Annotated in this window: 15 protein-coding genes; 2 read left to right on the top strand and 13 right to left on the bottom strand. The window is 64.6% G+C overall.

All coding sequences use genetic code 11. The annotated features are described in order from the left end of the window. Window positions 1-93 precede the first annotated feature (93 nt). Together EII35_RS11190 and EII35_RS11185 are read left to right on the top strand one after the other, a co-directional pair. Window positions 94-1,341: an ATP-binding protein gene (locus EII35_RS11190; protein WP_125228553.1), complete on the top strand. Its 1,248-nt coding sequence runs from the start codon at window positions 94-96 to the stop codon at window positions 1,339-1,341. A 359-nt stretch (window positions 1,342-1,700) separates the two neighbouring features. Then, window positions 1,701-2,618, top strand: coding sequence for a neutral zinc metallopeptidase (locus EII35_RS11185; protein WP_185744292.1), 918 nt, complete (start codon window positions 1,701-1,703; stop codon window positions 2,616-2,618). Between the two features lie 813 nt (window positions 2,619-3,431). Here the strand turns inward: EII35_RS11185 and EII35_RS11180 are convergent. The 13 genes from EII35_RS11180 to EII35_RS11120 form a co-directional block, all read right to left on the bottom strand. Further along, the gene (locus EII35_RS11180; protein WP_125228551.1) at window positions 3,432-4,229 is read right to left on the bottom strand and encodes a TIR domain-containing protein; all 798 of its coding nucleotides are present in this window, start codon (window positions 4,227-4,229) and stop codon (window positions 3,432-3,434) included. A 240-nt stretch (window positions 4,230-4,469) separates the two neighbouring features. After that, the gene (locus EII35_RS11175) at window positions 4,470-6,662 is read right to left on the bottom strand and encodes a type IV secretion system DNA-binding domain-containing protein (RefSeq protein ID WP_125228550.1); all 2,193 of its coding nucleotides are present in this window, start codon (window positions 6,660-6,662) and stop codon (window positions 4,470-4,472) included. 529 nt (window positions 6,663-7,191) lie between these two features. Then, entirely contained in the window at window positions 7,192-7,398 is a 207-nt protein-coding gene (locus tag EII35_RS11170) for a hypothetical protein (RefSeq protein WP_125228549.1), read from the bottom strand. A gap of 245 nt (window positions 7,399-7,643) precedes the next feature. Further along, on the bottom strand, window positions 7,644-8,720 hold the full coding sequence (locus EII35_RS11165; protein ID WP_125228548.1) for a hypothetical protein: 1,077 nt from the start codon (window positions 8,718-8,720) through the stop codon (window positions 7,644-7,646). After that, on the bottom strand, window positions 8,717-9,670 hold the full coding sequence (locus EII35_RS11160; protein WP_125228547.1) for a hypothetical protein: 954 nt from the start codon (window positions 9,668-9,670) through the stop codon (window positions 8,717-8,719). Before EII35_RS11160 ends, EII35_RS11165 begins: the two co-directional genes overlap by 4 nt. 198 nt (window positions 9,671-9,868) lie before the next feature. Then, a complete protein-coding gene (locus tag EII35_RS11155; RefSeq protein WP_125228546.1) occupies window positions 9,869-10,699 on the bottom strand; it encodes a hypothetical protein in 831 nt (276 codons plus the stop codon). Window positions 10,700-10,710: 11 nt separating this feature from the next. Next, the gene (locus EII35_RS11150) at window positions 10,711-11,298 is read right to left on the bottom strand and encodes a hypothetical protein (RefSeq protein WP_125228545.1); all 588 of its coding nucleotides are present in this window, start codon (window positions 11,296-11,298) and stop codon (window positions 10,711-10,713) included. 21 nt (window positions 11,299-11,319) lie between these two features. Next, the gene (locus EII35_RS11145) at window positions 11,320-12,039 is read right to left on the bottom strand and encodes a coiled-coil domain-containing protein (RefSeq protein WP_125228544.1); all 720 of its coding nucleotides are present in this window, start codon (window positions 12,037-12,039) and stop codon (window positions 11,320-11,322) included. A gap of 12 nt (window positions 12,040-12,051) precedes the next feature. After that, a complete protein-coding gene (locus tag EII35_RS11140) occupies window positions 12,052-13,269 on the bottom strand; it encodes an OmpA family protein (protein ID WP_185744291.1) in 1,218 nt (405 codons plus the stop codon). A gap of 253 nt (window positions 13,270-13,522) precedes the next feature. Continuing rightward, window positions 13,523-14,491, bottom strand: a complete 969-nt coding sequence (locus EII35_RS11135) for a hypothetical protein (protein WP_125228542.1) — start codon at window positions 14,489-14,491, stop codon at window positions 13,523-13,525. Between the two features lie 16 nt (window positions 14,492-14,507). Continuing rightward, the gene (locus EII35_RS11130) at window positions 14,508-15,302 is read right to left on the bottom strand and encodes a tyrosine/phenylalanine carboxypeptidase domain-containing protein (protein WP_185744290.1); all 795 of its coding nucleotides are present in this window, start codon (window positions 15,300-15,302) and stop codon (window positions 14,508-14,510) included. A gap of 323 nt (window positions 15,303-15,625) precedes the next feature. Next, complete coding sequence (locus EII35_RS11125) at window positions 15,626-18,217, bottom strand: ATP-binding protein (protein ID WP_125228540.1); 2,592 nt, start codon at window positions 18,215-18,217, stop codon at window positions 15,626-15,628. A 384-nt stretch (window positions 18,218-18,601) separates the two neighbouring features. Further along, entirely contained in the window at window positions 18,602-18,889 is a 288-nt protein-coding gene (locus EII35_RS11120; RefSeq protein ID WP_125228539.1) for a hypothetical protein, read from the bottom strand. Window positions 18,890-19,005 lie beyond the last annotated feature (116 nt).

Raw genomic sequence — 19,005 nt, 5'->3', positions numbered from 1 at the left:
CCACTCAACCCACCAGCGATGGGGCGGCGTTCTGCACAGCAGAAATCATGCGTTTTGCACACTAGAAACCATGCGTTTTGTACACTGGGCGGTATGCGGTACCTGCGCAGAGCCCTGGACGACCTCCTCGACGAGGTCTTCCCCGACATACCCGCCATCGCGATCGAGGGCGCCAAGGCGGTTGGCAAGACCGAGACCGCACGCCGTCGGGCGCAGCGGGTCCTCGAGCTCGACGACCCCCACACGCTCCGCGTGCTGCAGGCCGGCACCGACGCACTGTTGACCGGCGAGAAGCCGCTGCTCATCGACGAATGGCAGCACTTCCCGCCGGTGTGGGATCGGGTGCGCCGGGCGGTGGACCGACATCACAACCTCGCCGTGCTGCTGACCGGGAGCGCCACCCCACGCCCCGGCACCACCAGCCATTCAGGCGCAGGCCGGATTGCCACCGTCGTCATGCGACCGATGTCGCTCACCGAACGTGGCGCAGCCCCAGGAGGAATCGACATCGCAGCCCTCCTGACGGGCGGAGTGGACATCGAGGGACGCAGCCCGCTCGGCCTGCCCGACTACGTGGAGGAGATCTGCGCCTCGGGGCTGCCCGGGCTTCGGGGAATGCGTCCCGCTGCCCTCAGGCTCCAGCTCGACAGCTACCTTGCCCGCATCGTCGACCGGGACCTACCCGAGGAGGGTATGACGCTTCGACGTCCACAGGCCCTGACGGACTGGCTCCGGGCATACGCCGCGGCCAGTTCCACGACGGCCTCGTACACGGCCATCCTGGATGCCGCCACATCCGGACAGATCGACAAACCGAGCCGCGGCGCCTCCGAGAACTACCGCAATCTCCTCACCCGGATCTGGGTGCTGGACCCGGTGCCGGGCTGGACCTCGTCGCTCGCCCCACTGCCCAGACTCAAGGTGGGCCCGAAACACCAACTGCTCGACCCGGCACTGGCGGCACGACTCCTCGACCTCAGCCCGGCGAAACTGCTCAGCGGAGCCCCCGGCTCCGGGGAAGTGCTCGGACAACTGTTCGAGTCCCTGGTCACGTTGTGCGTGAGGGTACGAGCCGCCGTCACCGGTCTCCAGGTCTCGCATCTGCGCACCCGCAACGGCGACCGCGAGGTGGACCTCATCGTGGAGAACACGGCAGGCCACGTGGTGGCCATCGAGGTCAAACTCACCCGCGACCCCGACGACAGGGACGTGCGACACCTCCACTGGCTGGGCGAGCACCTGGGCGACCGCCTCATCGACAAGGTGGTCATCACCACCGGGGAGTACGCCTACCGACGCGGCGACGGCGTGGCAGTCATCCCCCTCGGGCTGCTGGCCTGACCCCGTCGCGCCGAGAAGACGCGCCGCACAGGCACCCGGCCCCGATCCGTCCGTCAGGACTCCTTGAACAAGGAGGAGTCACGGTGGCACAACGAGGCGGTCGGCCCTGGGATCAGAGAATCCAAGGACCCCGGGGACCCCGAGCGCCTCGCGGAACACCACCAATCCCGAGAGGGTCGTCCACCTCGGTTGGGAGACCCGGGACTCCCTCGTACCGGATGCCGTGGGACCCGTCGGTCTCGTTGCCACCGTCACCGGCCAAGGCGAGCACGAATGCGTGGACGTCCCTCCGCCCCACAACCAGGAGGCGTGCTTCGCTCACGAGAAAGCCGTGGTGGAATCGCCACCCTCCGGAGATCGTGGGCGCGGCGGCCATCGTTGCGGTGGGGCTGCTCAGTCTGTGGCTCATCCCGTGGCTCACCGACTTGAACAACCAGCTCCGTGCGACCGCAACCCCACAGCCGCCGTCGCCTTCAGCGACGGCCACCCCCACCCCGTCGCCCAGCCCTTCGCCCAGTCCCTCAGGTCCGCCGACGGCTGACGATTTCGTCACGTTCCAGCAACCGCCCCGACCGGACTGGCTGCCGGAGCACACCTGGGAGGAACTTCAGACCCAGACCTCGTTCCCGGAGAGCCTGACAGAGCATCCCCTGTTCCTCGCCGAGTACCCGGTGGCGGACTGCCCCGACCCGTATCACTTCGAGACGCACGAGGAGTACCGTCGTTACGCCGAGGAACTCGCCACCTGCATCCTCCAGGCCTGGACCCCGCACTTCGAGACGTTGGGGGTTGCGTTGGAGCCGATCCTCGTGGAGAGCTACGACCGGGAGATCCAGACGCCTTGCGGATATCAAGGACCACGTTTCCCCGCGTTCTACTGCTCGGCCAACAACACGTTCTACCTGTCCAGCAAGAGTCTCAACTACGCAGCAAAACACCCCACCGAAGGGGCCATGACCACCATCCACGAGGTCTTCCACCACATCCAGCTGCAGAGCGGAATCGGCCACGCGGGATACTCCCTCCCCATCGACTACTGGGAAATCAGCCGTCGACTCGAACTGCAGGCGATCTGCTCCGAGTCCAGACAGGCGCTCACCCTCGACATCGGCTTCACGGCCGAGGACTACGAAAGGGTGATGCACAATCTTGGAATCTTCGGGGAAGAGGTCCACGGATCCAACGAGTCCCTGACCTATTGGGGAGGTCGGGGCTTCCACATCACCACCCTTCAGGGCTGCAACACCTGGGTGGTCCCAGCGGACATGGTGGACTGAAGTCCTTCTTCTCCGCTGGTCGAGCCGGACCGCGCGTGCCAGCGCGCCGTCCGTGTCGAGACCCCTGGCACACGGTGCCGGAACTCGAGTTGAGCGGGAGTCCCACGGGGTCTCGACACGGGTCCTTCCCAGGCTCCGGCCCCGGTGCGAGCAGCGGTGGAGAGGACGGCACTGAAGCCGAAATGAGCAACCACCTCAGCTCCGTAAACAACGCCTTGACACGGTTTCGCCTGTCCTCCCGCGGGTTCGCCTGCCTTGGGCGTGGCTCGCCTGCCTTGGGCGGGTTCGCCTGTGTTGGGTGCGGCTCGCCTGCCTTAACGGCGGCTCGCCTGTCTTGTTTGGCAGGCGATTTGAAAGAAGGCAGGCGTTTCCAACCCAAGGCAGGCGAATCAGGGCCCGGAGAGGCCAGTGGGAGGGAGAGAGGGGGTGATTGGAGGATCGGGCGTTCACGAATCGCCGCTTTGCTTCGGCGAGATCGCGATGTCAACGCTGCCATGGAAAACAGGACGGAGATTCGTGACCGCGGTGGTTTCACCTGTCTTATCCCGGGTTCGCCCGCCTTGACCAGGGAGGTCCAGTCAGACAACAGCGAAGAAGAAAGGCAGTGAACAACGCCTTGAGAGCGTTGTCTAAGGCGTCTGCCCTTGACGGGATCCGCCGACAGCAGGGCGGTAGAGCCCCCGCTGCCGCGTCAAGGGCTCGACCCTCCCGTGCCCTAAATCGCCTGCCTCGTTTCAATATGCCTGCCCAACTAGACAGGCAAGCCGGGAAAATTGAAGGCAAATACGACCCAATACAGGCGAACTAAGGAAGTTAGACCGCCCCAGGAAACTCTCGACGCAGCGTGGCCAAGAGGCTACTGATCACTTCCTTCACATGGCCATGATCGTAGTAGTCACACTGGAGACCATGAATGTTACTGAACATGTCAACCCCCTTCTCAACCACCATCATGACACGACTCGCCCCCAGAGAACTTTGCATGAAACCTGCCTCATGAACCACATTCTGCCTTGCCCTCATGCTGCCGTCGCGAAGCTCATCTTCAGCACTGAAGACCATGATGGCAAAAGAACACTTCTTTGCCATGGAACGGAGCACTTCGAACGCAGAAATCCCGCCACGACTTCCCGCCTCGAAAGTCTCAATCTCGAGACCATGCTTACCTTGGAGCTCGTCCCTGATCTCGCACCAGGCACGACTACCCCCTCCATGCCCGATGAAAATTATTGGCCTGTCTGGAACAGCACCCTTTTTGATCTCTTCCTCGCCATCATCGAAGACCTTCACGACACGATCAATTTTCCCTCTCACTCGGGAGCCTACCTGAACCATCGTGTCACCAAAGTAGACCTGAATAAACAGCGCCACGTCATCCCAGTCCAGATGAAGATCAGCAAAACTGAATCCGCGACCATATCTGTCCAGCCATTCACCCAAAGTATCGAGAACCCACGCATCCCTCCCCTCTTCAATCCTATTGAAAGAAGAAGCCTGGGCCATGAACTTCTCATCCCATTTCTTCTCTCCGGGCAGACCAAGAATGTCGAACGCCTGCTCGATCACCTTACCAGGGAAGCATATTCCCTCATATTTTCTACTTAGCCTCACGCCATCTCCTTATCCGCAGCTAGAACGCCCCGCACTAAGCGCCAACAAGCAGAGCCTCGAGTCGCCACAACAACAGTTTCAGATCCACTGATACCCATTACTCACTTGAATGGGAATGAACCTGTTCGATCGCGGCCCTGCAACAGATGGGACCATATCAACGAGGCGCCCCTCAGCAGAACCGTAGTTCCTACAGAAGAAGCCTCGGACCCTGAAACCAAGTTTGAACACGGAGACAACCTACCCCAAGGTACGTGAATCACCCTGACGCCGGGCCAGCCACTCGTCGAGGTAGGAGCGCTCCTGAGTTGGCCGGACCAGGCTGGCCGGGGTGAGGATGGCTCCCTTCGGGTCCAGCAGGCCGTAACGCTCGCTACTCCGTTGCTGCACTTCCTCGACGATCTCCGGGCTGGCGGGGATTCCTCGCCCGTTGTGGTCAATCTGGAGGGTGAACGGATCGGTGAAGCCGCTCCCCACGTTGAGGGACGTGGCGGCGGTCAGCCGCTCCAGCCGGGTCAGGAGACCGCCGCTCCACTCGCCCAGACGAGCCAGGGCCGCCCCCATCTCCTGGATGCCGGTGCGGAAGACGACCACATTGTTGGTCGACGAGATCACCGCTTCGCGCAGACTGCCGTCGAGCTGCTCAAGGTTCTGGTGCGCCACCACCACACCCACCCCGTACTTCCGGGCCTGGGTGAGGATGCGCGGCAGCAGCCCGGAGGCGAACAGGTGGGCCTCATCGACGATGAGCAGGTGCGGCTCGTCGCGGTGGGCACGCAGTGACAGCGCCTCCCAGTGCTTGGCCAGCCACATCTCCCCCAGCAGCTGCGCCGACAGACTCCCGAGGGTGTTGGCGGCCAGGTCGATGAGGAGGGTGGAACGGGCATCCAGAACCTCGACGACATCGATCGCGTCCAACCCGCTCCCCAGGATCCCCCGCATCTGTGGCGAGCCAACCATCCGCTGGAACTTCGCCACCACCCAGGTCACGTGATCGTTGAACTCCTCTTCCCGACGCTGGAACAACGCCCTGAACTCGCGGGCCAAGGTGCGATCCCCCTGCTCCACCTGCCTCGCGAGCTGCGCCATGAGCTCCTTGTCAGAGGCCATGGACGGGATGAGCGCCAGGTTGGCCCTGTCCCCCAACAGGGCCCGCTGGACCGCAAGCAGCAGCCCGAACCACCGCTCCCACACCGGCCCCATGTATCCCCGGTTCCCCGGGTCGTGGAGTTCCCGCAACACCTGGACCAGCGTGTCCGTCATCATCTCCGGGTTGGGCCCGGCCAGCGGGTTGAGCGGGATGGGGTGCGCCTCGTCGCCGCTGCGCACCAGTACCACGTCGGAGGTGGCGGTGGGGCTCTCCTGGAGAATTCGGTCGACGAGCTGGCCGTGAGGATCGAGGACGGTGATCCCGATCCCCGCGGCACGGCACTCGCGGGCCAGGGCCGCGAGCAGCGTCGACTTGCCCGACCCCGTTGATCCGATCACCTGGGTGTGAAGCAGGAGATCCTCCTCCCGCACCCGGATCTCGCGCTCTTGCCCCGAGGTGGACAGAGCCGTCCCGATCCGCAGACCCTCCAGGCACACGCCGTCGTCGACGGGCACCTGCTTCGGGACCGGGATGGTCACGGGCAGTCCACACACCCCCGTGCCGAACCCCGCCACCGGGATCACGGTGAGACACTGCGCAGCCCCGAATGGCAAACCGGAGCTGATCAGAGACGACGCCTCCCCCTGCCACGCGGCGGTGGTGTCGGGGGCGTGCGCGTCGAGGGGTTTCAGGGCGAGCCCCAGGCCCCGATCCAGCAGCACCGCCCTCAGCCGTGGGGGAAGCGAGCCGCGATGACCGATGAGCAACCGCGCCGCCACCGGGATCCCCTGGTAGAGGGCGTGGATCACCGGGTCGCTGGCCTGCACCGCATCACGGATCTCGTGCAGGGCCAGCTGAGCCGCGATCTCGTTGACCGGGGCGAGGTGCAGCCGCACCTCAGCCGTCGCGCCACGCATGGCGGCGAGCAGTTCCATCCCGGAGGTCGCGAAGGGCGACGGCCACACCACCGCCTGCTGCCCGGACGTGCTGGGCGGCTGAGGATCCAGCTCATCCAGCGGATCCACAGCGCCCAGGCGCGCCCGAGGCACCAGCTCGGTGACATGGGACCAGGTGCGGGGCCGAGGCCGTCGCGACGGCTCCAGCTCCGCGACGTCCTGGAACACCCAGTCCGTGACGTCGGCATCGGGCACCCCACAACACTCGAACAACATCTCGACGGCCCCCCGACCGTCGGAGATGAGTCGCAGCGTGGCACGTCCATGCCCCTCCATCCCCGATGCCAGCTGCAGCAACCGGTCCCCCGCCTGGCGGGCAGCATTCACAGGATCGGCGGAGCGCAGCAGGCAGCGCACTTTCCAGGTACGGCGACGAGACGAAGACATGGTGGGGCCTTTCAGAACGACACGAGAGTTCATTGATTACTTAGAGGGTGCGCGGATAGATCTACTGCGGTCGCCCCGGTGACCCCCTGGCAGCGTTGTCCTCCTCGAACGCACAATCCAGTGCGCTCTTCGTCGTCCGCCTTGCCAGGAGGCCACCGCGACGATCCTCGTGACGACCCCCCTATCCGCGCGCCCTCTTACCGACGCCGTGAGGCAGTCGAAACTGGGGTTCCGGGGTCAATCACCGTGGATGATCGACCCCGGAACTGCACGTCAGGGCTTCCTCCCGGTCCCGCGACAGCCGTCGCAGGTCACGTGACGCCCCAACGTCGACGAATACGTCTTTCCCTTGCCGTTGCAGTAGCTGCAGATTGCCATGATGTCCTCCTCAGGTTGTTGGTGGTGCTCCCCCCACTGGGACAAGGACCCGATGGCGCCGGACTTCAGAGAAGCTCAGAAGTTATTCGGCGCGGGGTCCGCCGCTGGTCGGGCCGCGATGGGACGCGCACCCGACCAGCCGACGAACCGATCAGCGCTTGCGACCGGTCCCGCGACAGCCGTCGCAGGTGACGTAGCGTCCCAGGTTCGCGTTGTAGTCCTTGCCGGTGCCGTTACACCAGTGGCACTTGTCCCAGCCGGTACGTCCCGTCCCGGCGCAGCCGTCACAGGTCACGTCCCGCTTCAGCGTCTGCGAGTACGCCTTGCCGCGCCCCTTGCAGTAGTTGCACGTGGCCATGTCTTCCTCCTCAGATCAGGGGTGGTGATCCCCACCCACTGAGGAAAGGACCCGGGACGCCCCAACTTCAGAGAATCACCGAGAAATCTTCAGCAACATGTGGAGGCGGCCCACGTCGGCCATGACGCAGGCCGGCCATGATCGCCTCTTCATCCTCGTCAGCGAGCAGTCCGTGTCGAGACCAGCGGGGCAAGGACAGCGCTCAAGCCGTCGTGAACAACCACCTCAGCCTCGGAACAACGCCTTCATCCCAGAACGACGAGTTCCGCGAGGAACGGCCTGCCGGGGTCCTCGTCGACGTGCGGGACCTTCACGTCGACGAATCCGATCGCCTCCTGACGGGTCTCTGCCACCATCGCGGCCCAGGGGTGCTCGGCCTCGACGACGGGCTGGTCACCCCCAGCGGCCAGGGCCAGGCCGTCGAGGATCCGGCCCTGGCCGGGCGTGGCAACTTTCACGCCGTCGGCGAGCAGCTGGCTGAGCGCTGGCGCCTCGGGGATGTCAGGGGTGAGGGTCAGGATGGCGGCCGCGGCACGGCGCAGTTCCGCCTCCGCCAGGGCCCGTCTCGGCCCCTCCCACGTCGCCACGATCCCGAGGAGATTGACCAGCACGTCACCGGCATCAACGAGGAGGTCGCGGTCAGGCGATCCGTCGAGGAGGTCGGCGTGTTCGACAGCGAGGGTACCCAGCTCCAGCCGTAGCAGGGAGTCCGGCAGGCGGGGCTGGGAGTGGTGCCGTAGCCACTGCCCCAGCGCGTAGCGGGCGAGGGGGTGCGGCTCGTGGAAGAGCATCTCGCAGACACTCTCATCGCGGTTGGCTGCGAGGTCGTCGAGGATGCCCTCACCCAGCAGGTCCGGCACCCAATCCGGCACCGAAGGACCATGCCAGGAGACAACGGGCGGCCAGGTCGGCTCCGCCGGATGCCAGGCCGCCCAGCCGTCGGGAAGGTCGACGCGTGCGAGCAGTTCCGGCTCGAGGGCGTCGAATCCGTCCGGGCAGAGGGTCGTGGTGTCGCCGTCGCGGCGGATGGTGATGAGTGCCTGTGTGTGGTCGGGGCGTTCGTCGAGGGCGATGAGGTACAGCTCGGTGCTGGCGGGGGCGTCGTCGCCCAGGGCCTGCATCGTCCATCCGTAGCCGAGTTCGACCCGTGCGGCGAGTTGTCTCAGGTGGCTGAGCAGGGCGGGGTCGTCGAGGATCTCGCGGGCACGGGGTTCGGTGAATCCCTGCTCGATCTCCTCCAGGGTTGCAGCGCCCTCCGGTACGGGGACAAGAAGGTCGCGGAAGAACTGGACGGTGTCGTCGAGGTCGTATTCCTCGGTCATGGCTTCATGCTTTCAGAACTATGGGCTGCGCATCGTTTCACGCAGTCGAATCGTGGGCGGAACCTGTCCTGCCCGGGGACGTGGATGGCGTACTTGGCCTCGGCGGCGTGGAGGTCGTCGACCATCTGGGCCAAGGTGTGCTTCTTGAAGGACTGCAGCTTGCGCACAGCCGCGTGGGCTGCGACGGTGTCCACCCGGTAGGTGTAGTCGTCCAGCCTCACGCACGCGCCAGCCTTCTTCACGAGGTCGCTTTGACCGTCAAAAAAGTCCTTCGATTTGGTGAAGATCAGGTCCAGCAGCCGCGTCATGTCGGCCTCGTCCTGGACCACGGACGAGTAGGGGGCAAGTGTGATGAACAAGTACAGACACGTGGCAACGAGTCTTCGGGCACGAGAGATGTCGTGGTTGACCGAACTCGGTTCCTGGCGCCCATGGGGGCGCGTTCCCCGGATCCGGAGTAGGTGGGAGGGCCAGTTCTCCTCGCCCCGCTTGAACAGTTCGATCACTGGAACGTGCTCAGCTGGTATCGATACCGGCATGTTCGTGCAGTAGAGCATCACCCAGTAGGCCTCCACCTGATCGGCTGACAGACCACCGTTGCCGGAGCGCTGCGCCAACACGTTGAGGATCCGTGGAAGCAGTGCTGCTGTGACCACCAACAACGCGTCGTTGACAGAGGTCTCGACGTCATACGTGGTGTCGGTATCCTGACGGATTCTGTCGAAGAAGGGGGTTGGGGAACCTTCTTCCCGTTCCTTCTTGGGCACCTTGGTGACGCCTCGCCACTTGTCATTCATCGCCGCACGGTTGTGTCCCTTGCGAGCGCGCTTGGCGTAGGAGAGGAACGTCCAGACACTTCCCAGCCCTCCATCAACTGTTCCGGATCGGGCCTGCCTGCGCAGCGCCCTGAGCAGGTCCTCAGCCGCACGTGAGACGAGGTCGCGGGCCACTTCGCCAGATCCTCGGGCCGAGAGAAACAGCGCAGCGTTCCTCGCGATGCGGCGCTTGATCTTCGCCACCTCTGCCTCGGTTGCTGGAATCTTCCTTCGCAAGGGCGAACTCTTCATCCCACGTCCTTTGCCACTCACCCCTGGCCTCCCTTCGCGCCACCTGTTCCAGATGATAGGGGCGCGGAGGAGGAGGGGTGCTCAGTTCACCGGATGCAGACGGTTGAACTGATCGGTGGGTTTCGGCTCATGCGGGGCCCGAACCAGTGGTGTCGCCGCGGGGTCGCCCACGGCCCGGGCGATGGCGTCGCGGGCGTAGGCCTTGAGCTGGGCTTCTCTGGCAATGAGCTGCTCCACGGCACAGGCGTGATCTCGGTGAAGTTGCTCTTCGCGTTCCTCCTGACGTCGGATCCGTTCCTGGACTGCCACGAGATCCGCTTCAAAGAGCGCCAGGGTCTCCGACGACCGCTCCATCTCTCGTTGGTGGTGCTTCAGTTGCTTACGGGCCGGGTGGAGCACCTTGATGGAGGCAGCAAAGACGCTTGCCACGGAAGCGCAGTAGATGCCGAGCATGAGCAGGGTCGCGGGTCCCTCATCGTGCACCGCCTCCTCACCGACGCTCAAAGCTGTTTCGATCATCGGCGCGTCCGCCTCCGGAGCGATCCCGTGCACGGTGCGGGCCCATGCCATGGCCACACCGATGAGCAACGCCAGCAACAACAACACGCCAGCCGCAAAGCGTTTGCCACTGGTCCAGCGTTCTCCGGCGACGATGGCCAGATCGGCTGCCCCGATCGCCACCACGGTGAGGATGAACACCGACGGCCAGAACGGCACGCCGAAGGCCAACTCCATGACGGGCAACGCCAGTGTGGCATCGGCCGTCAAACCCACCATGCCGACGACGAGGGCAGCCACCCCGGAGAACGGGAGCGCCACGCCCGGCGGTCGGGACCGGGTCTCCGGGATCGGGACGGAGTCGGTGGGGTTGACGGAATGACGAGTGATGTCAGAAGGGTTGTGGATGGTCATGACTTCCTCCCTCAGTGGTCGAGCTCGATGATGGCGGGGCGGTGAAGACGATCGTGGTCGTCGAGGCTTTCGTCCCTCGTCGTTGCGACGCCCTCCGCCCCGGGGCCCTCCGGTTGGGGCAGGGCGGGCTCCTCGCCGGTGAGCTCCTGCCAGGCGCGGCAGAACTCACGCTCGGAACGGGCGCGACGGTGGCGCAGCCGGGTGATGTGCTGCTGCAGCTCGGCCTCAGCGGCCATGGCCTGCTCGAGGAACTGCTTGAGCATCTCGCGGGCCTGCTCATGGGCCGCGTCGATCCGGGCCCTGACCTCGGCGCAGTTCTCGTGGATCTCCCGGTCGAGGAGGTCGGGGACAAGGCCGTCGAGAGTGCTATCGGCGGCATGCCTTGTCACTCGCTCCTCGATCTTCCTCAGTTGAGGTTCCAGGTCGGGGATCTCCTCGCTCATCGGGAGGGGACGATAGATGTCCCATCTGCTCAACCGCGAGAAATAGGAGGTATGGGTGCGGTAGTCGTCGAGATCAACCTTCACCGGCTTGGGCATGATGCGGGTCTCGGGTTCGGACTTCTTGGGGGTTCGGCGGAGCCAGTTCAGGATGCTCATGGTCTGACTTCCTCTCGTGGATCAGGCGGTGGGAGCGCCGAGGTCGGCGAGGGCCCAGTCGGGGCAGGGGATGTCGGGGACCTGCCAGGTGACGCCGTCGCGGCGGCGTTCCATGGCGCGGACGTAGGTGCTGGCGCGGCGCCGGTAGTGCTTGACGAGGTTGCGGACCCGCTCCCGGAGCACCGCCCAGTGGGAGCGCCGTTCCTGGGTGAGGACCTCGAGGCGGGCGTTGATCTCGAGCACCTCGGCGTTGGCGGAGGCGATGCGTCCTTCCTGGGCGGAGACGGCGGCGGCGCGTTCGAGCTGGCGCCGCTGGAGCCGTTCCTCGGGGGAGCTGAACTGCTCTCCGGTGCCGACGATCCCGTCGCCGATGGGGGCGTCGCTGATCCGCTGGAGTTCAGCCTGACTACTGGTTGCGACGGCCTCGGCGCGATGGAGGCGGGCCTCCAGCTCGGCCCGTTCCCGGTCGATGACGGCGACGAGGGCCTCCGTGCGGATCCGTTCAGCGGTGATGACGTTGCTGCACTCGCTGACGAGGCGGGTCAGCCAGGGGGTGTCGGCGACCGGCGCGTCGTCACCCGAGGTGCGGGTGGCGTCGGTGCGGTCGCGGCGCCCGGCCCAACGGTCCCAGAACCTGGACCACAGCGAGTAGCGCAGCGGCTTGCCGGGGAGGAGCAGGAAGAAGGGCAGGGCGTCGGGAACGTGGGCGTGGTCGGGGCGAAGCCGGAACTTGGTGGCCATGATGTCCTTCTCTCAGCAGGAGGCGGTGAAATCGACGATGATCTTGCGGTTCTTGGTGCGGAGTTCGGGGATGGGGGTTCCGTCGGGTTCGCGGTCCTCGATCCGGCCGGGGTAGTGGGGGCCCAGCCCCCGCACGTCGGTGATCTGGCTGGGGTTGACACCGAGGGAGATCAGCAGGTCGGCGGCCTTGCGGGCCCGGGCCAGGGAGAGGGTGAGGCCCTCGTTGGGGTCGCCGGTGCGGTCGTCGCTGGTGGTTCCGGAGATGACGATGCTGCGGGCCGGGTCGGCCTGGAGCCACTCCACGATGCGGGCGAACTCGGCGCGGGCCGCGTCGACGTCCACCCACTCGGCGCGGTCGGGCTCGAAGCGGGCCCCGGAGGAGCCGTCGAAGTTCTCGGGCTCCGGGTCGCAGGTGGCGATGACTGCGCGGACCGGCTCCGGCCCGAGGGCGACGGTGGGGACGGTGAACTCGGTCTCGATGGAGGGGCCGCCCAGCGGCAGGGGGTCGATGTGGACCTCGGCCCCTCCTGCCTTGAGCACTTCGGCCCACTGATGGGTCAGGGCCTTCTGCAGGCGCGGGCTGAGTGGTTCCTGTGGCGGGGCCGTCGCGCCGGTGGCGACGAGGTGGACCTCAGCGTGGGTGAAGGCGGTGAAGGACACCAGCTGGTCCTGGAAGCTCAGGTACTCCACCACCGCTTCCACGTCCGAGTCGAGGGCACCGGGGAGGGTCATGTCGAGGGGGCCTGCGGTGTCGAGGCCGCAGGCGATGCAGACGAAGGCGGGCCGGGTCATGCCCTCCGACTGGGCCTTCCCGACGGCGACGGCGAAGGCGTCGTAGGAGTTGGCCCCGTCAGCGTTGGGCAGGGCGGTGATGGCGGCGGCGATGACCTGGAGGTTCCGGTTCAGGCTCTGTCTGCGTCGGCCGTCGTTGTCCCCGGTGACCCTGAGGTCCCCGAGATCGAGCACCTCGGGGGTGCCGTCGGCGGAGACGAGGATGATGGGCAGCCCGTGCTGGAGCGCACTGGTGACCATCGCGGCGACCGTCTTCGACAGCCGGGGCACGGGCACGTTGGCGTGCGAGTTGGTGATGATGACGATGCCGTCCGCATCGATCGGAGCGGCAGGTGGGACCTCCTCCGAGCAGGAGACGAGGCCAAGGACGACGGCGACGCCCAGCAGGGCGACGAGGACACGGTGAACCAGCCCGCGGGGCTGTGACAGGAGCTTCATACATTTCATAGGTCCCGGCGTCGCGAGACTTCAGAGAATCCGGGAAGAAATTTTCCTGCGGCGGTCCCAGGTCTACCGCAGCCGCTGAACCTGACCGGCCGGACGAGGGTGCCCGCGGCACGAAGCGACACCTGTCTGGGGCCGGTCGATGGCCCAGGTGAACGAGATCCTGGACAGCCAAGCGTCCCGCAAAGGACTTGACCACAACGCCCTTCTTCCCCACTGGTTCGGGGAGTGGCACCGATCAGGAGGATCAGGACCCACCCGCGGAGTCCTCACGCAGGACCGGGATCAGGATTTCCATGCGGCCCGCAGCAGCGTCGACCTCCTCGCGTTCCTCGGCGGTCAGCGCTCTGTCCCGGGCGAATGACCGGAACACTGCGACGGCCCGTGTGGCTTCACGCTGTGTCATGTCCGGGAACAGCTCCGCGTAGTGAAGACGCAGCTGTTCGGCCACCTCGAACCCACCCGAGGTCTCTCCCATGGCTTCGCTGACATCAAGTACGTAGGCAATGTCCTGGGATTCACAGATCACCTGCCCCACTGCACGAGCGACTCCCGCCCGTTGGTGGGGGTCCTGCGTGATGTCCCTCAGGAACGGCACCACCCATGCGGGCAGTGGCGTCGTCGGGTGCTGGACCCAGCGGCTGATGGTCTGGCCATCGACGATCCGTCCTGAACGCGCCAGCAGTTCACGTAGATGATCCGAGAGGTTCCGGGCGAAGTCATCAGGATCCTGGAACCAGTTGTAGCCACGCTTGGCGTCATCCAGGGCTTGGAAGAAGGCATCAACCTTGGTGCCCTGTTCGTCGCTCGGGTGTTCTCCCTTCTTTCGGTAGATGAGCAGCTCGGTTGGCCAGACCGGCCGTTCAGCACCACGCAGGGCGTCGTGGTACTCCCATTCGGTTCCGGTGACCTCCGACAGCCCGAGGGCTGACGCGTATTCGTCTGGCAGCGGAGTCCCCAGCCTTGAATGGAGGATGAGCACCACGAACTCACAGTCGCCGGGACGAGGAAGTCCTTCGGAGATCGCCGCCTGGGGATCGAGGTGGCCGAGCATCGGCACCGTGGCCGATGGGCCATCCCAGGCCACGACCTGAAGGGAGACACGTCCCTTGAGGAACGGGTCGTAGGCCAAGGTGTTGACGACCTCAAAGACGAGGTCCCGTTCTTTCTTCACGTCGCTGGGTGCTGCGACGAACACTCGATACTGCGAAATCATGTTGTGTTCTCCCTCCTCAGAGGACGATGCGGGGGTCTGTCAGATGGCTGGGAACTGGATCAACCAGCCCGGCTGCGGCAAGGTCTCGAACCCGCCACAACTCCTCGAGCGGCCACTTCGCGGCAAACAGCAGGCCGAGATCGTCAGGGTGCTGGCGAAGATGTGTCCCGACGGCGCGGGAACCAGTGAAGTAGACGTGATCCTTGACGTTCGCTCCAGGTTCGTCAGGGTTGACGAGCCCTCGCTTGACACGGATGGCAGTGCCGATCGCGCTGGTCAGGCCGATGTGATCCGCCAAGGCTTCGATGACGTCCCGGATTCCAGCACGCAGCGCCACATCGACGGCCACGACCCGCGCCGCATAGATGCGGGAACGCGACGGGAAGCTCACCTGGGCTTCGTGCTCACGCCAGACCGCGAAACCCTCCTCGGTGCGGATCGCTGCTCCGACAGGAAGACGCACGGGGTAACTCGCCTGATTCTCTGCACAGTGACGACGCAGGACATGAGTGCCGATCTCGTGGACCAACAGCTGCCGAACCGCCGAATCAGTGAAGCGTGCCCCCTTCCGAACGTCGACACGGTGCCTTCCCCCGATGACGGCCATGTCGGAGACCTTGCCATCGGCGATCTCCACCGTCCATCCCTCGATGCCGAGTCGATCGAGCGCGAGACGCATCGACGCTGCCACTTCCTCATCGGATACCGTTGCGGTCTGCTCGTCCTCTGTGGGGGCGGTGAGGATCCGGCTGGCCTCGGCTACTTCGTCGGGAGTGGGAAGGCCATGGGTACGGGTGGTTCTCTCGGTCACCGCCGCAGCTTCGTGGTTCCTCGCCTCAGCCGCTGAAGCGAGGGCTTCCTCCAGAAGGGTCCGAAGGGCCCAGACCTCGTGCTTATGAAGGTCCTCCTCCACCCGAGCCAGTGCTCGTTCACAGACCCCCACAGCGTCCGGGACCTGCAACAGGTCTGGATGGTCGTACTCCCACAGACTGAGCCCACTGGTCGATCCACCTCGCATGACAAGCTCAGCCAGTTCCGACCGTACCCTCGACAGACCCAGTGGCGTCGTCCAGCGCGTGGGCCGCACCACCCGTCCCAGAAGACCATAGGCCTCCCGCAGATCATCCATCGGACTCATACCGACTCCTTTCTTGCGCGCGCCTCCTCCACAAGGCGATTGAAGATCGCGATCCATCGCTGCTTGACAGCCTCACGCTCCCCCAGCCACTGAGTTGGAAGGGGCACCATGTCAAAGTCAACCAGACCCAAGTCCTTGAGGTGTTCATACAACATCTCGACTGGAACGCTCACCCACGTCGGCAATCCAGCTTCCCTGAATTCATTGACGTAGTGATCGTCCTTCGTGGCCAGCAGCCGAAGCCCTGCAACCATCACTTGAGCGTCAAGCTCTTCCTTTTGCTGCACACCATCCGCATTGACCAGTTTTGATAGCTGCCGCCACGATTCAGCCACCTTTTCCTCGTCGAAAATGTTCCACATCGCCCGCCACGTCCAATAATGACGCGGACCATCCATTCGCTCGAGCTCAGCCGCTTCACCGTAGGCTCTTCGAAGAACATCATCCACATTTTTATCGGACCAACACTTCGCACCTACAAGCGAAACAAAGAGCTGAGACGTCCAATGTCGGGAGACTCTGGCTTTGTCGACCGCTTCAAGACGCTGTCCCTTGAGGGTAGCGGCAGCATCACAGAGGCCTAGCGACTGCATCAGCGTTCCCATCACCTGCCCCACATCGGAGCCCCACCTCAGCCAGGAAACCAGGGCATCCCGGTATCTCCGAGCATACAGACATGTAAGGACATATTGCGTCGCATAGGTCCGAAGCCGCCGACGGCTACGCAAACTCCGGAATACCGCGAGAGCTTCATCATAACGCCACATGGATCGATACGAGTACGCCAGCCACAGTTCTGCTTTCCTGTGCACTTCCTCGTAACTGAAGGATTCAAGGGCCCACTCAAGCTCCTTGAGGCGCGCACGAGCAGGCTTGGCAAGAATGGAGTTCAGGCGCACGGTTTGCGACAGAAGTGAGGTCCCGCGAGGCATCTCACCCAATAGACGTGACAACCGCAGCCGCGAAGGTGTTCTACCGAACTCTTCAATCACCCACTCGACTTCCATCTCATATTCGAATGCTATTCGAATCGCCGCCGCGTGCACCAATAGTCTGCGCTCCAGCTCGTCAGACTCTTTCGCCGAACGGAGCTCAGCCTCCAAGTGAGCAAGCCCTCGACTGGCTGCCACTTTTCGATCATGGTCGTTCCACGCATTCACCACCGCGTGGCCCGCCGCCAACAGAATCTCCCTGATTTCATCATGGAGGTGATACTGAAAGTACCCCCTACCGGGAACCCTGTGGATGAGAGCACTGTCCAGGAACGCTTCAGCTTCAGCCACTCTGGTCTCGGCGACGGCCGCCAACATGGGGGCGTCGAACTGTCCGGCGACGGCAGCGGCCTGGAGGAGGTCAGCCCGTCGGGGTGACGTACGTTCCATGAGGCGCTCCACCACTGTCTCCAGGTTGCCGCCGAGGTCCTCCTCTGTCAGGGTCCTGCCCGGGTTCGCCCGTACACACTCGCGAGCCAGCTGGACGATGGCGTCGATGTGGATGGGAAGTCTTGCTCGCTCAGCCAAGCGCTCGCACAGTCCTTCTGCCAGTGATGCGCCGAGCTCATCAAGGTAGGCCTCCAACAGGGCCCGGGCGTCGTGAACGTCCAGCAGGCCGATCAGGTGCTGACGGGGCTCCTCCGCCATCCCGTTGGTTCTGGCCAATGAAGGCCACGTGTGGGGCCCATGGTGGAGCAACCCCAGTCGATCCCCTGCCCAGTTCACCAGTTCTCGGCCAGTGACGACGATCAGGCAGCTGTGGAGGGCAGCCAGTGCACAGTTCACCACCCGTTCGTCCTCTCTGCGCGCCACGTCGGAGAGAACCTCGAAGGTGTCGACGAAGACCACCGGCAGGGGCCGTCGTGTCGGAGGGAGCTTCTTGAGGTCCTCGGACAGTGACCACCCCAGTGTCTGCACTGCAAGGGACAGTCCCCGGACGTCCGCCTCAGACCTCATGATCCTGGAGACGGCTTCGGGGATCCACGACGTGATTCCCTCGGGGACGCTGTTTGTGGTGACCACCAGGTTGAGCAGGTGGTGTGAGGCAGACAGCCCACCGCCGTCCTGTGTGTCGACTGTCGGGAACAACGTCGAGAGCAGACCTTCCGCAAGTGCCGGTACGGCTGCCAGGGAACCATGCTGCTCCGCGCCCATGCTCGAGTTGAACTTGGTTGCCACCGCGACGATCCCCAGATCCAGCATGGGTGTTTCCACACCAGCCGCTGCGAGCGCCTCGCGCAGCCGGAGGTGGAGCAGTACAGGGCTCTTGAGTTCCGCATCAGTACGCAGGTCCCATCGAGCCGTCACCACGCCAAACCCGGTGGGGCACGCCCCCCAGTGGGCGCAGCCCTTCCCACCGTTCAGCCACTCTTCGAGCTTCTCGGACAGAGCCGACTTGCCCACGCCACCGATGCCGTAGAAGACCAGCATGTTGTTCATGACCTCGGGGTCGATGGCATCGGCGTCGATCGCAGCTCGATGTACCTCGAGACTCCGTCGCAGTGCCTCCGACTCCAGGACACGGTCGGTGAACCGCGAACTGGCTGAGGCCCCATCCCCATGGTCCTCCTGGAACGGAAGCTGTTCTCGACCCATCGGACTGTTCCTCCCTGCATCCGTCGGCATTCAGTTACCACTGACGGACAGACCCGACGGCCCCAACCGCGACGAAGCCGACCTCTGGGTTCCGCGGCACCCGAAACGACCCAAGGGCGTTTATCGTCCGCAAGGGTTATTCATCGGGCTGAAGTAGTTGTCCATGACGGCCCCAGCACTGTCCCTCCCACCGCTGGTCGAGCCGGGTCCGGAGCCTGCGGAGGATCCGTGTCGAGACCTCCGTGGGATCCCCGCCCAACTTGAGTCCCAGCACCGTGTACCAGAGGTCTCGACACGGACGGCTCGCTGACGCTCGCAGTCCGGCTCGACCAGCGAAAAATGGGCGTGATCACCACCAACAGTTCTGAACGCCGGGGATCTCGTTCACTCGTTGTAGCGGCTGTTCCGGACGCTCTCCGGGGCCATCGAGACGACTTCGTTGATGAACTCCCGCCATGCCTGCTCAAGGCGCGCGTGGCTCCCGCCAGACTGGCGCATGTGATGGGCGAGATTGCTGAAGCCCCAGCGGATCACGTCCATCCAGTAGTCATCGGGGAGTTGAGCCGCACTGGAGATGAGCCGAAGCCCTTCCACGATCCGAGGCCCTTCCGAGACGATCTCCTGTTCGTCCTCCTCGATCGAGCGGATGCTCGAGTTGATGATCGTCATCATCAGCGATGCTGTTCCTTCCAAGGCAGTGAAGCGCCCCAGGTTTCGTGCCGGTCCTTTCTGGGGTGGGAAGGTTGGCATCATGCCGAAGAAGATTGATCCCGCGGTGAAGGCTCGTG

Source organism: Arachnia propionica (assembly GCF_003932785.1).
Lineage (GTDB): Bacteria > Actinomycetota > Actinomycetes > Propionibacteriales > Propionibacteriaceae > Arachnia > Arachnia propionica_B.
The sequence above is the reverse complement of the archived record's forward strand: the minus strand, read 5'-3'. Positions and strand labels throughout refer to the sequence as shown.

Bases quoted from the DNA above. Each gene is read 5' to 3' on its own strand.
- EII35_RS11190 (WP_125228553.1), top strand. From the start codon at position 94: ATGCGGTACCTGCGCAGAGCCCTGGACGACCTCCTCGACGAGGTCTTC.
- EII35_RS11175 (WP_125228550.1), bottom strand. From the start codon at position 6,662: ATGTCTTCGTCTCGTCGCCGTACCTGGAAAGTGCGCTGCCTGCTGCGC.
- EII35_RS11170 (WP_125228549.1), bottom strand. From the start codon at position 7,398: ATGGCCACGTGCAACTACTGCAAGGGGCGCGGCAAGGCGTACTCGCAG.
- EII35_RS11165 (WP_125228548.1), bottom strand. From the start codon at position 8,720: ATGACCGAGGAATACGACCTCGACGACACCGTCCAGTTCTTCCGCGAC.
- EII35_RS11155 (WP_125228546.1), bottom strand. From the start codon at position 10,699: ATGACCATCCACAACCCTTCTGACATCACTCGTCATTCCGTCAACCCC.
- EII35_RS11150 (WP_125228545.1), bottom strand. From the start codon at position 11,298: ATGAGCATCCTGAACTGGCTCCGCCGAACCCCCAAGAAGTCCGAACCC.
- EII35_RS11145 (WP_125228544.1), bottom strand. From the start codon at position 12,039: ATGGCCACCAAGTTCCGGCTTCGCCCCGACCACGCCCACGTTCCCGAC.
- EII35_RS11140 (WP_185744291.1), bottom strand. From the start codon at position 13,269: ATGAAGCTCCTGTCACAGCCCCGCGGGCTGGTTCACCGTGTCCTCGTC.
- EII35_RS11135 (WP_125228542.1), bottom strand. From the start codon at position 14,491: ATGATTTCGCAGTATCGAGTGTTCGTCGCAGCACCCAGCGACGTGAAG.
- EII35_RS11125 (WP_125228540.1), bottom strand. From the start codon at position 18,217: ATGGGTCGAGAACAGCTTCCGTTCCAGGAGGACCATGGGGATGGGGCC.
- EII35_RS11120 (WP_125228539.1), bottom strand. From the start codon at position 18,889: ATGATGACGATCATCAACTCGAGCATCCGCTCGATCGAGGAGGACGAA.